This window comes from Fluviirhizobium alvei, from assembly GCF_030551875.1.
Taxonomy (GTDB): domain Bacteria; phylum Pseudomonadota; class Alphaproteobacteria; order Rhizobiales; family Rhizobiaceae; genus Rhizobium_E; species Rhizobium_E alvei.
This window is the reverse complement of record NZ_JAUOZU010000029.1, coordinates 1-10,918: the sequence shown is the minus strand read 5'-3', so window position 1 is coordinate 10,918 and position 10,918 is coordinate 1. Positions and strand designations below refer to the sequence as shown.

12 protein-coding genes and 2 pseudogenes are annotated in these 10,918 nt (G+C 62.6%); 3 read left to right on the top strand and 11 right to left on the bottom strand.

Annotation, left to right across the window (positions count from 1 at the left end):
- The 3 genes and pseudogenes from Q4481_RS24395 to Q4481_RS24385 all read right to left on the bottom strand — a co-directional run.
- Positions 1–300 (bottom strand): annotated as a pseudogene (locus tag Q4481_RS24395) (transposase); the annotation flags it as partial.
- Between the two features lie 57 nt (positions 301–357).
- A pseudogene (locus Q4481_RS24390) lies at positions 358–1,164 on the bottom strand (phage major capsid protein); the annotation flags it as partial.
- Between the two features lie 104 nt (positions 1,165–1,268).
- Positions 1,269–1,820: an HK97 family phage prohead protease gene (locus Q4481_RS24385; RefSeq protein ID WP_304379037.1), complete on the bottom strand. Its 552-nt coding sequence runs from the start codon at positions 1,818–1,820 to the stop codon at positions 1,269–1,271.
- A gap of 108 nt (positions 1,821–1,928) precedes the next feature.
- Between Q4481_RS24385 and Q4481_RS24380 the strand changes: the two genes are divergently transcribed.
- The 3 genes from Q4481_RS24380 to Q4481_RS24370 all read left to right on the top strand — a co-directional run bounded on the left by Q4481_RS24380 (position 1,929) and on the right by Q4481_RS24370 (position 4,194).
- Positions 1,929–2,768 (top strand): AraC family transcriptional regulator, encoded by an 840-nt coding sequence (locus tag Q4481_RS24380; RefSeq protein ID WP_304379036.1) that lies wholly within the window; start codon positions 1,929–1,931, stop codon positions 2,766–2,768.
- Between the two features lie 173 nt (positions 2,769–2,941).
- Positions 2,942–3,151 carry a hypothetical protein gene (locus Q4481_RS24375; RefSeq protein ID WP_304379035.1) on the top strand — a complete coding sequence of 70 codons (210 nt, stop codon included), beginning with the start codon at positions 2,942–2,944 and terminating at the stop codon, positions 3,149–3,151.
- Between the two features lie 65 nt (positions 3,152–3,216).
- Complete coding sequence (locus Q4481_RS24370; protein WP_304379034.1) at positions 3,217–4,194, top strand: isopenicillin N synthase family dioxygenase; 978 nt, start codon at positions 3,217–3,219, stop codon at positions 4,192–4,194.
- Positions 4,195–4,620: 426 nt separating this feature from the next.
- On the opposite strand, the gene Q4481_RS24365 is transcribed toward Q4481_RS24370, so the two are convergent.
- The 8 genes from Q4481_RS24365 to Q4481_RS24330 all read right to left on the bottom strand — a co-directional run bounded on the left by Q4481_RS24365 (position 4,621) and on the right by Q4481_RS24330 (position 10,469).
- A complete protein-coding gene (locus Q4481_RS24365) occupies positions 4,621–5,799 on the bottom strand; it encodes a phage portal protein (protein ID WP_304379033.1) in 1,179 nt (392 codons plus the stop codon).
- 27 nt (positions 5,800–5,826) lie between these two features.
- Positions 5,827–6,141 carry a Dabb family protein gene (locus Q4481_RS24360; RefSeq protein WP_304379032.1) on the bottom strand — a complete coding sequence of 105 codons (315 nt, stop codon included), beginning with the start codon at positions 6,139–6,141 and terminating at the stop codon, positions 5,827–5,829.
- Positions 6,142–6,215: 74 nt separating this feature from the next.
- On the bottom strand, positions 6,216–6,833 hold the full coding sequence (locus Q4481_RS24355) for a glycoside hydrolase family 19 protein (RefSeq protein WP_304379031.1): 618 nt from the start codon (positions 6,831–6,833) through the stop codon (positions 6,216–6,218).
- Between the two features lie 206 nt (positions 6,834–7,039).
- Positions 7,040–7,438, bottom strand: coding sequence for a hypothetical protein (locus Q4481_RS24350; RefSeq protein WP_304379030.1), 399 nt, complete (start codon positions 7,436–7,438; stop codon positions 7,040–7,042).
- On the bottom strand, positions 7,435–7,854 hold the full coding sequence (locus Q4481_RS24345; protein ID WP_304379029.1) for a helix-turn-helix domain-containing protein: 420 nt from the start codon (positions 7,852–7,854) through the stop codon (positions 7,435–7,437). Before Q4481_RS24345 ends, Q4481_RS24350 begins: the two co-directional genes overlap by 4 nt.
- Positions 7,838–8,317 (bottom strand): hypothetical protein, encoded by a 480-nt coding sequence (locus tag Q4481_RS24340; protein WP_304379028.1) that lies wholly within the window; start codon positions 8,315–8,317, stop codon positions 7,838–7,840. Before Q4481_RS24340 ends, Q4481_RS24345 begins: the two co-directional genes overlap by 17 nt.
- Before the next feature lie 96 nt (positions 8,318–8,413).
- Positions 8,414–9,808: a DNA-packaging protein gene (locus Q4481_RS24335; RefSeq protein WP_377352589.1), complete on the bottom strand. Its 1,395-nt coding sequence runs from the start codon at positions 9,806–9,808 to the stop codon at positions 8,414–8,416.
- 82 nt (positions 9,809–9,890) lie between these two features.
- Positions 9,891–10,469, bottom strand: a complete 579-nt coding sequence (locus tag Q4481_RS24330) for a hypothetical protein (protein ID WP_304379026.1) — start codon at positions 10,467–10,469, stop codon at positions 9,891–9,893.
- Positions 10,470–10,918: the final 449 nt, after the last annotated feature.

Below are 10,918 nucleotides of genomic sequence, written 5' to 3'. Positions count from 1 at the left end.
CGTGAGCCACCGCATCCCGCTTCACATCGGGCGTCACCATTTTTTTGCAGCGACGTCCTTCAGGATCGCATTGTCCAACATGGCTTCCGCCAAAAGCTTCTTCAGCTTGGCGTTCTCGTCCTCAAGCGCCTTAAGCTTGCGCGCATCGGACACCTCCATGCCGCCATACTTCGCCTTGTATTTGTAGAAGGTCGCATCCGAGATGCCGTGCTTGCGGCAGACATCGACTGTCTTCGCGCCGGCCTCCTGCTCCTTCAATATTCCGATGATCTGTTCTTCCGTGAACCGTGAACGCTTCATTCGTCCGTCTCCTGGTTATGACGGACTCTACCAAAATTTGGAGGAAGTTCAGGGGCTCAGGTCACCCCAGCTCCAGCTCGCATTGGCAACATTGGTATAGGCGAGAAAGCCCTTCGGCTTGTTGGTGCCGTTGCCGGAAACAAAGGCGGTGCCCTCCTGTTCGGCAAAGGCGATATCGACTTCCGAAGCGATCCAGCTTTCGATATCGACTGCAGCATCATCGAGCAGCCCCTGGGTCGCCGCCGGCATCGCATAGAGTTCCATCGTCTCGAAGGAGAGTTCGGCAAGAGAGGGCGTCGTCGTTTCGGTGCGGGCACCGGTTTCGGAAACCCAGCCGGTCGAAAGACCGGCAAGCGCGAACGGCTTCTTCAGCACATGGCCGGAAACCTGCCGCACGGTTGCGAGCGCCCGGATCGGCGAGACCACCGAAAGCCGGCGACCGATCTCGCTGTCGGTCTCGTTCGGCACCAGGTAGCCGCCATCGCTCGCCGTCCCGGTAGAGAACGCCTTTTCCTCGAGCGTACGCAGACCCGTCTCGTCACCGCGGCGGATATAGGCCTCGAAAGCGGCCTTGTGCTCGGTCATGTCGGCCGTCTGGCTGCTGTTGTTTCCGAGTGCCGGCCGGGCCTTGCGGACGAGGATCTGGTCGAGCGCCTTCTTCTGTTCGTCGATGGCACGGTTGATCCGGTCGACCTTTTCGGTCGTCACCACATCGGCGCTCAGCTTGCGTTCGATCTCGTCGAGCCGGCGGTCATTGGCCTCGCGGAAGGCCTCGAAGGCCCCCATGAAGCCGTCGAAGGCATCGGCGATCGTCTCCGGCATCGCCTTGATTTCGGGTGCATGATTGTCAGTCTGTCGTTCCATGTCGCTACTCGCTTTCGTTAGGACAACAAAAGGGGCCCGAAGGCCCCTGGGGATTGCCGGTGACCGGCGAAGAAAGTTTGGTTGCGCGCGCCTGCAGGGATCGTTTACCGCCCTGCCCTGATCCGCCGCGCCGAGCGGCGGAGCAATCCGGCCAGCCTGAAGGTGTCGCCGGCTCGCTTCACCTCGCCGACCCGCGCGCCCGGCAGCATCGGAAAGGTCACGATCGAGATCTCCCAGAGATCGGCTTCGAGGATCAGCCGGATGCCGCTCTTGGGTTCGGCCCGTGCGCGGACGGTGCGGAAGCCGATCGAAAGACCATCGAGCGCGCCGGCCTTCATCAGATGATGCACCTCGCGCGAACGCGCCACGCCTTCCGACAGCACCCCTTCGACATAGAGGCCGCGGCCATCCTCGCGGATCACCTCCCAGCGCCCGATCGGTTCGGACGGATCATGCTGGTAGAGCATGCGGACGCCCGGCGCGCCGCGGCGGGCGAGCGAGCGCAGGAAGGCGCCGCGCTCCACCCGGTCGCGGCCGAGATCGACCTCGCCGAACAGGCTGGCATAGCCGGAAAAGCGGCCGGACCCATCGAGCATCTTGATTTCCATGCGCGCGCTCTTCCGCTCGCATGCGACCTTGAGAACATCGGCGCTCATGCCATCTCCTGTGTTATGAACTGAACGAAACGAACCCGACCGCAAGAACGGTCAAGCGAGGCATCGTCCGGGTCGGTAGAACCGTCCTGTCGGAACGAAGGAACGGCAATGAACATCATCGAAAGCGCCATCTGGCAGGTCGAAAGCAATCTCAGGACGCTGATGTCGCTCGAAGCGATCGCCGATCGTATCGGCGTGACGCCAGCCTACCTGACGCGCGCCTTCACGCTCGTCACCGGCCATTCGTTGATGCGCTACGCCCGTGCCCGCCGTCTTTCGGAGGCCGCGCGCATTCTCGCGCTTGGCGTGCCTGACATCCTGAACCTCGCACTCGATATGGGATATGGTTCGCATGAAGCCTTTACCCGTGCCTTCCGCGACCATTTCGGCATCACGCCCGAGACAGTGCGCGACGGGCGCAGCACCGCAAAACTCGAACTCACGGAGCCTCTCGCCATGGATAAACCGCTCGAACTTTCGCTCGCCGCCCCCTTGATCGAACAGCGCAGCGCCCTGCGTCTCGCGGGGCTAATCAAGACCTTCCCGATGAAGGAGATTGCCACCATCCCTGCGCTCTGGCCGGCCTTCGATGCGGTCCAGGACCTCATTGCCGATAGGGTCTCGCCGCCGCGCTACTTCGGCGCCTCGCTCTCCTTCAGCGAAGAGAGGGGCTGCGAATATATGGCGGCACTCGAAGTCACGAGCTTTGCCGCGCAGCCGAAGGAGATCAACACCGCCACGGTCCCCGCAGCCACCTACGCGATCTTCCGCCAGCCGGGCCATATCACGCTGATGCGCCCGACAATCATGTCGATCTGGCAGGACTGGCTGCAGAACTCCGGCTACCAGGCCGCGGAAGCGCCGCTGATCGAATATTATCCACCGGAGTTCGATGGCCAGACCGGCAATGGCGGCTTCGAGATCTGGCTGCCCGTCAGACAGAGCTGAGACTGGTGGCCTCTTCTCCCCAGCGGGGAGAAGGTGGCGCGAGAGCGCCGGATGAGGGGGATTGCGCTTCTTCGCCGGCAGCACGCCCAGCGACGCGCTTGCCATTCCATCCAGTGGCCGGCATTTCCGGTCCAATCGGTCCTTGTTAACCTCTTGCGGCTAGTATGGGTGTCATGGAGAAGCGCCTGCAGGTGCTACCCTTGCCAAAGCGTGAATCTTCTGAATCGCTTGGAGGCAAACCTTCCCAAATCACCCGAAAGACGGAACATTCTGATTCAACGCGCTGGCATTCTGATTCCACGATCGACCGCAAACCTCTGATTTGGTTTTCATTTCCGATCCGTGATTTTCAGTGGATCATCGGCGCCCGGCTGGCAGATTGATTCATTTGCGCTTTACATGTCCTTGGAATGGCTTACCTTTCGGCCCATTCTTCAAGGAGTTTTCCATGTCCGATTTTCCCGTGATCGATCTTGCCGCCTTCCAGTCCGCCGATGATGATAAAAAGCGGCAGATGGGGCGGGAGGTGGACCGCATCTGCCGCGCGTCCGGCTTTCTGGCCGTGGTCAACCACGGCATTGCGGACGAAGTCATTGCCAATGTCTGGTCGGCTGCGCGCGCCTTCTTCGATCTGCCGGCGGCCGAAAAGGACAAGGTGCGCGCGCCCTATCCGGGCTATCCCTACGGCTATCTCGGACCGGGTGCGGAAGCGCTCGCCAAGTCGCGTGGCGTCGATTCCCCGCCCGATCTCAAGGAGAGCTTCAATGGCGGGCCCCTGTCCGCCCCGCCCGGCATGACCGATCCGGAAGCGCTCGGCTTCTGCTATGCCGAGACGATCTGGCCGACCGAGCCTTCTTCATTCCGCCCGGCCTGGGAGGCCTATTACACCGCCGTCACCGATCTTGCCGCCCGGATCATGGATGTCTTTGCCGTCGCGCTCGACCTGCCGGAGGATTATTTCCGTCGCTATATCGGCCAGCCGATCTCGGCACTGCGGGCACTCAACTATCCGGAACTTTCCGCACCGCCGCCGGAAGGCCAGTTGCGCGCCGGCGCCCATACCGATTACGGCAGCCTCACCATTCTTCTGCCGCAGCCGGGCTCGCGCGGGCTCGAGATCCTGACGCCCGAAGGTGCCTGGCGGGAAGTGCCGCCGGTCGATGGCGCCTTCGTCATCAATATCGGCGATCTCATGGCGCGCTGGACCAATGATCGCTGGGTCTCGACGCTGCATCGCGTCGTCAATGTGCCGCCGGAACTGGGCGGGCTCGATCGCCGCCAGTCGCTCGCCTTCTTCCACCAGCCCGACTGGTTTGCCGAAATCGAGACCCTGCCTTCCTGCCTCGACGATGACGAAAGCACGAAGTACGAGCCGGTCCTCTCCGGTCCCTATCTGATGGGCAAGTTCAAGAAGACGGTGATGTGACGAGCACGCAAGGACCGGTCCGGTGTATCCGGGACTTTCCTCCGTTAGCGTTTCGTGATATACAATGCTTGCGCCGGCTACTGACCTCGGCCGAGCGTTAAAACGCGTCTCCGGAGGAGACGATCAGGCGCGTTCCGCTGGATGAGGGGCCCCGGTCTTCAGACCCGCCCCTCATCGCGTTTCACAACATAACATCGCTTTACCTCGTCGCCGGATCAGCGCCGCAGCCTATCGCCGCGGGTCTACCTCTCCCCTTGCGGGAGAGGATACGCAGGCTGGGTGAGCGGAGCGAACCCTTAGCCGAAGTTGGTGAGGGGTAAATCCACGATAAACACACCCCTCACCAACTCCGGCCAGATGCTCGGCTTCGCCTCCCATGGCCTTCGTATCCTCTCCCGCAAGGGGAGAGGTTAAGCCAGCACCGCCTCACCCACCATAGCCCACCGCCTCCCTCTTTTCCGCATCCGTCAAGAACCCTGCCGCGCCCACCCGCGCCCAGAGCGCGTCGCGCTCCAGCGAAAGGCCCGGTACCTGGTCGAGATCGTGGGCAAGTCGCAGCCCCTCGCCCGTCATGGCAGCGAACCAACCCGAGAGCGCATTGGCGGTGCGGCCGATCAGCGGCAGCACCGTCAGCCGCCAGAAGGCGCGGTTGGCCTCGGCATAATTGGCATAGGTATTGTCGCCCGGCAGGCCGAGCAACATCGGTGGCACGCCGAGGGCCAGGGCAATGTCGCGTGCCGCCCCGTTGCGGGCCTCCATGAAATCCATCTCGCGCGGCGAAAGGCCCATCGCCTTCCAGTCAAGCCCGCCTTCGAGCAGCATCGGCCGGCCGGCGCGCGCCGGGCCCGAATAGCCCTCGGCGAGTTCCGCTTTCAGCCGATCATACTGGTCGGGCGAGAGGTTGCCGCCCTCCTTCGGCTGATAGACGAGCGCACCGGATGGACGCGCCGAATTGTCGATCAGCGCCTTGTTCCAGAGATTGGCGGCATTGGAGAGATCGAGCGCGCCCGAGGCCGCGGCCAGCGGCGGATAGCCGAGCTGGTCGTCGAGCGGATGAAAGAGCCGCATATGCAGAAGCGCGCCCTCGCCCTCCGCCGCATAGCGCATCACGCGCCCACCACTCGTATAGTCATAGGCTTCCGGCCAACCCTCGTCATTGTCGCGGATGCGCACGCGGTCGGGCCTCAGAAGATGCAGCTCCATCGGCCTTCGCCCGGCCATCGCCGGCAGAAGATAGGCATTGCCGGCAATCAACAGATGGCTATAGAGCGCCTCGAACAGATCGGCCCCACCCTGGCGCGGGTTCGGGTTGGCCAGCAGCGACGCCACCGCATGGTCCGGCGCTTCGGCGTCATCCACCGTCACGATGAAGGGCACCGAGGCCGCCGCCTCGACGATCAGCCGGATGGCGCGGTGCGCCACGGCGTTGCGCATATAGCCTTCACGGGCGAGCCCGGCATAGGATTTCTCAGGCCAGGCGCCTCCGCTCGTCAGCGTGAAGCCGAACAGCGAGCCATGGGCCTTGGTTTCGGGCACGGCGCGATCGAACGCAGAAAGTCGGTCCGCCACCGGCCTGCGCCGGGGCAGCGAAAAGGGCAGTTTCATGGTCGGTCCTCGGGGATGGAAGCGCCGTCAGGCGCGGATCGGCTCGCGGGTCGCGTCTTCGATGCGATAATCGGCTGCCATGCGGATCTCGCGGAGGGGTCGCACGATCGCGATCGAGCGCTGGTAATTGGCATGCGCCTTGTAGGCGGCAAGGGCAGCTTCGTCGGCAAACTCACCATAAACGATCAGATCGACATCAGTGCCGAGCTGGTCGGTCTTCACATTCTCTCCGATCTCCAGCCTCAGCGCATGCGGGATTTCGGTGAGCAGCGACAGGCCCTGGCGGATCGTCTCGAGATCCTTGCGGTCGCGGGCGGAGAAAAACACGATATGGCGGATCACGGCGCCTCCTTTCAGGCGAAGTTTGCGGCGGACTAACACGGTCAACGGATCGCGGCAACGTGAGAGCCTGTGGTTCAGGTCGCCGTCGCAGCAACCAGCGCCTCGTGAAAGGCGCGGCCGAGGTCGGCCACCCGTTCCATGCTTTCCGGCCCGGTGATGATGCGGCGGGCACCCGTCCAGTCGCTCCGCACCGCGTTGAAATGGTCGGAAAGCTTGCGGCCGGTGAAGAGCCCCTCTGCCATGCCGGCAAAGAGGATCTTGACCGCCACCGCGCGATCCATCGCCAGCGCAGGCTCGGCGATCAGATCGAGACCGATCGCACGGCCGAGCCGGAGATAGTTGCGCTTGTGGGTCAGCTGTACCAGCCCGCGGCCGAGCCAGCTCTTGCCGTCGCGATCCCGCTCCCAGTAGGGTTTCTTCACATGGGGCAGCTTGCCGGCGCGATAGGCCTTGCGCAGAATGGCGATCGCCGCATCGTCGGAGCGGGCGAGCGTCTCGCGCACCGGCTGCATCGTCGCTGCCGTCTCATGCCAGGCGGTCGCCAGCATATAGGCGAGCTGCCGGAGATCGCCCTTCGGCTCTACCGCATCCCACTGGTCGAGGATCGCCTCGATACCGGTCACCTGGGCGGCCAGAAGCCGCCCGCCCGCCACCGTCTCGCGGATCCGGGCGTAGAAGATCTGTCTGTTCATCAAACGGCTCCGGGGCGGCGCAGGTTCATGACCTGCCCACCCGATTGGGTTGGTTGTTGGAATAGATACTGAACGTCGTTGCGACATCCGGCGCCGGAAGCGGCGACCGTATCTTGCGACAGGCTTGGAGGCAGGATGGGTTCAGACCGTGTCACTACGGCTGAAACCGCAAGCAACGGGTACCGCCCGTTCTGGCGGTGAAGCGATCAGTGTTTGCCGGTTTCCCACTTCGGTGTGATCTTGAGCCGACCGGCCTCTATCGGTGGCAAGCCCTCGAAGAGAAGCGAAACTACGATTGGCTGCGGTGATCGGATTTCCAAAGGCAGCTGCGGCAGCGCGATCACAACGGCTTCCGAATCCGGTACCTTGTCGATCTCGACATTGACCGCAATCAACGGCTCCTGGCCGCCGTCCCGAACCTCGGCAACGAAGTGTTTCCGAGTGTCATCCAGACCATGGATCCGGATCCAAAGCGATATCGGGATCTGTATCGGGATCTGTGCCGGAACCAGATCGTTCGGATAGACACCGATCAGGATCTGCTTGCCATTCGCCTCCCAGCGGATATCGTCACAAAATATGGCTTCGGCGCGAATGGGCGTCATGGGGTGATGACCTCAAGCCGGGCGAATGGCAGTAGCGATGAAGACGTCGTCGATCCTGCCGACTGCGTTGAGCTTAGAATTTGCGTCCTCGCCTGATGGCTACGCGTTGTTTCCGGCGCGGACTTGAGTGAATAATTCGCTCCCCGCGGCTCTTCGGCAAGGTGCATCTCGACTTTGATTTCGGCATCGAGCGCCCAGACAAGCTCCGCCAGACTTCGCAGCGTCAGGTTGTTATAGCCCGAAAAGCATTTGTTCACTCGTGCCCGATCGACACCAAGCCGGTTTGCGATCTCCTGTTGCGTCAGATTGTCCAAAGCCTTTCGCTCGACAAGAAGCTCCTGCAACCTATGCCCAATTGCACCGATAAATTCAGCCGCGGCTTCGTCCTTGGGATCGAGATCAAACTGAAACGACATCATTCTCTCCCGCACCATAAAGCGCTTTGGGTTCGTTGAGTGGCAGATTGTCTCGGAACGCAACCGCGAGATCCCTGTAAGTGCCGTACATTCCCGTTCCCTTGAGCTGCTCGATGTTTGCGCCAAAAGCGGCGACAAAAAAGTCCTTGCGGTAAAACCAACCGAATATGCGGATATCCGGCGTTTTCAGTTCGTAGATGTCATGGTTTCCATCCAGCGGTTTCATCCGGTGGAAAAGTCGACCGGTTCTCATGCTCTTTCCCAGCACGAAGCGCTTGAACAGAATGTAGACCTGCTCACTTGGCGAGACCTCCGCAGGATCGATTGCAGTCATGAGGTTCAACTCGGCTTTTACCCATTCCTGGAAACCAGGGCTGACAACAATGGTTCGTTCGGCAAATTCATGACGCGCCATCCTGCACTCGAAGCGAAGCAGCACCTTCTGCTGAACCAGCATGTCCATTGTTGACATTTATGTTAACACGCCTCGCTGAACAAGAGATTAATGCATCAACACGCCGTCAATCTAGAATGGCTCTCCCCTCTATTGCAACCACTCTCACATGCCCCGCACGCGCGGCTCGCCCTGTCCGCCCAGCATGAGGAAGCTGAGCGCCCAGACCAGCGCGTCGAGCCGGTCCGGCGAGGTGCCGTTTGACGTGCCGTCGGGGCCGAAATCGCACATCTGGTCCTCGAGCTTCATCAGCCCCGCCGCATGCGCCACGCGGCCCTGTTCGTAAAGCGCGGCCACCGGTTCGGCGCGCGCCACCTTGCCACGTGTGGCGCGCACGGTGGCGATCGGCAGGTTGAGTTCGGCCGAGCGCAGAAGCGCTGTCACCATATCGCCACCCTGGTTGATTTCGGCCACCACCCGGTCGGCCTGGAAGCGGCTGTAGGCGCGCGCCACCGCCTGCGCCCAGTCCGCCGGGCTTGCCCGTTCGAGCGAACAGTCGGCCAGCACCACGGCGCGGCCCGTGCCATCGGTGCCGGCCACCACGATGCCGCAGCAGGAACCGGCGGCCGAGGCATTGGACGGCGGATCGACTGCCACCACGATGCGGTTGAGCGGCACCGGTGCGCGGAGCCTGAGCGCATCGAGCTGGTCGCGGGTCCAGAAAGCATCCTCGCGGTCGGCCAGAAGCTCGCCATCGAGTTCCTGGCGACCGAGCCGGGTGCCGCCATAGCGCGCCTCGATCGCGGCAATGAAACCGGGCGCCAGGTTGGCCGCATTGGCGCGGGTCGAAAGCCTCGTCGTCACCGTCTCCGGATCGGCGATCAGGCGCTTGAGGATCGCGGTGGCTCGTGGCGTCGTCGTCACCAGCTGGCGCGGCGATGAACCCAGCCGCAGGCCGAATTGCAGCATGTCCCAGGTCTCCGTCGCGCGCGGCCATTTGGCGATCTCGTCGCACCAGGCATAGTCGAATTGCGGCCCGCGCAGGCTTTCGGGATCTTCGGCCGAAAAGACCTGGGCAATCGAACCGTTCGGCCAGACCAGCCGCCGGCGGCTGATTTCGAATTCCGGCCGGTTGCGGCGGCTCACCCTGAGAATGCCAGAGATGCCGTCGATCATCACCTCGCGCGCCTCGGCGAGCGTTTCGGCCACGAGCGCGATCCGCACCGGCCGCGCGCTCGCCAGCCCCGCCACCCATTCGGCGCCGGCGCGTGTCTTGCCGGAACCGCGACCGCCCATCAGAAGCCAGGTCCGCCAGTCGCCGCGTGGCGCCTGCTGGTCGAAGCGGCCGCACAGCCGCCAGTCCTCCTCCAGCGCCTGAAGCAGCAGCCGCCAGCGCTCGGCCGGCAGGTCCGGAACCGGTCCGAACAGATCGGCAAGCGCTGCCTGTTCGGCCCCGGTCAGCGGTGTCCCCGCCGCAATCGGTGCAGTTTTCGGCTTCACGCTCGCCGTCGGTTGCGGCAGCGGCAAGGTGGCATGCGCTGCATGCAAGTTTCCGATCATCGCCGTGAGATTTTCCACTTCCGGCGAAAGCGCCCTTGCCGCCTTGCGGGCGGCCTTCGCGGCCAAAGTCTTTTCCCGCTGCCTATGTTGGCGCTGCGGCGGCAACGGTGCCGTCTCCGGCCCGCGCGGACCAGTCTGCAGCGCCGGCAGAAGCGGCCTGACGCTCGGCAAGACGGGCCTCGATGCGGGACTGAAGGGAAGCGACCAGTTCGTCGATGCTGCGGTTGTCGACCAGACGTTCGCCAGCCTCTTCAACATCGCGCACCAGGCTCCTCTGCAGACTGTCGATCTTTTCGAACATGCGCACGAGCTGCGTCAGCCCGTCATTGGCGGCCTTGAGATCGGCCTTGGCGAGTTTGGTCTCGGCCTCGTCGCCGGCGGCCAGCACCTGTTCGGCAGCAAGCCTTATCTCCTTGAAGCTCGCAAACTGGGCCCGCATTTCCGCCCGCATCTCGCCCAGAAGCGAGATCAGTTCCTCGGCCGGGCTCGGCTCCTTCGCCTGCGCCGCCTTGGTTTCGGGTGCCACAATGTCGGCAAGGCCACGCCGCACCTTCAGCCCGGGTGGCGGCTCATAGAGCAAGGCGGGGTCGAAATCGAGCGGATCGAACGGCAAGGCCGCCTCATCCGCGGCCAGAAGGTCAGCCAGACAGGGTCTCATCATCGCGTCCTTCACAAAAGGATCGAATGGATCGGCATCACGCGGATGCGGAGCAGATTTTCAGCAGGAATTTCCGGTAAGGATCCGCCCTCAAGAGGCCGCCTGCAGCCCTATCAGCCGCAATTTCCGGATCATGGCATAACCCTATCAAAGCAGCGTGACGCTGTCAAGGATTATTTTCCTATTATCGAATGACTTTTACGCGCTATGGTGCTTCCTGCTTGCTTTGCCTCAACTCTTTCTCAGTCACGCTTTTAAATTGCGTTGTACGAAGTTGCGAAATGCATCAAGTCAATGGAGTACTGATTGCTTTAGTTGCAACAATGTATATGATACCCTCATCGAAGGTTGGTTTCCGGGGGGGGGGGGGGGGGCCGAGAACCAAACATCCGTGGGTGGAGACGATTGCGTGTCTGGGAATGCGGTTTCAAATATCGATTGCTTCAAGATGA

Excerpts from the sequence above, each read along its gene's own strand:
- Q4481_RS24385 (WP_304379037.1), bottom strand. The coding sequence starts at position 1,820 with ATGAGCGCCGATGTTCTCAAGGTCGCATGCGAGCGGAAGAGCGCGCGC.
- Q4481_RS24380 (WP_304379036.1), top strand. The coding sequence starts at position 1,929 with ATGAACATCATCGAAAGCGCCATCTGGCAGGTCGAAAGCAATCTCAGG.
- Q4481_RS24375 (WP_304379035.1), top strand. The coding sequence starts at position 2,942 with ATGGAGAAGCGCCTGCAGGTGCTACCCTTGCCAAAGCGTGAATCTTCT.
- Q4481_RS24370 (WP_304379034.1), top strand. The coding sequence starts at position 3,217 with ATGTCCGATTTTCCCGTGATCGATCTTGCCGCCTTCCAGTCCGCCGAT.
- Q4481_RS24365 (WP_304379033.1), bottom strand. The coding sequence starts at position 5,799 with ATGAAACTGCCCTTTTCGCTGCCCCGGCGCAGGCCGGTGGCGGACCGA.
- Q4481_RS24355 (WP_304379031.1), bottom strand. The coding sequence starts at position 6,833 with ATGAACAGACAGATCTTCTACGCCCGGATCCGCGAGACGGTGGCGGGC.
- Q4481_RS24350 (WP_304379030.1), bottom strand. The coding sequence starts at position 7,438 with ATGACGCCCATTCGCGCCGAAGCCATATTTTGTGACGATATCCGCTGG.
- Q4481_RS24345 (WP_304379029.1), bottom strand. The coding sequence starts at position 7,854 with ATGTCGTTTCAGTTTGATCTCGATCCCAAGGACGAAGCCGCGGCTGAA.
- Q4481_RS24340 (WP_304379028.1), bottom strand. The coding sequence starts at position 8,317 with ATGGACATGCTGGTTCAGCAGAAGGTGCTGCTTCGCTTCGAGTGCAGG.
- Q4481_RS24335 (WP_377352589.1), bottom strand. The coding sequence starts at position 9,808 with ATGATCGGAAACTTGCATGCAGCGCATGCCACCTTGCCGCTGCCGCAA.
- Q4481_RS24330 (WP_304379026.1), bottom strand. The coding sequence starts at position 10,469 with ATGATGAGACCCTGTCTGGCTGACCTTCTGGCCGCGGATGAGGCGGCC.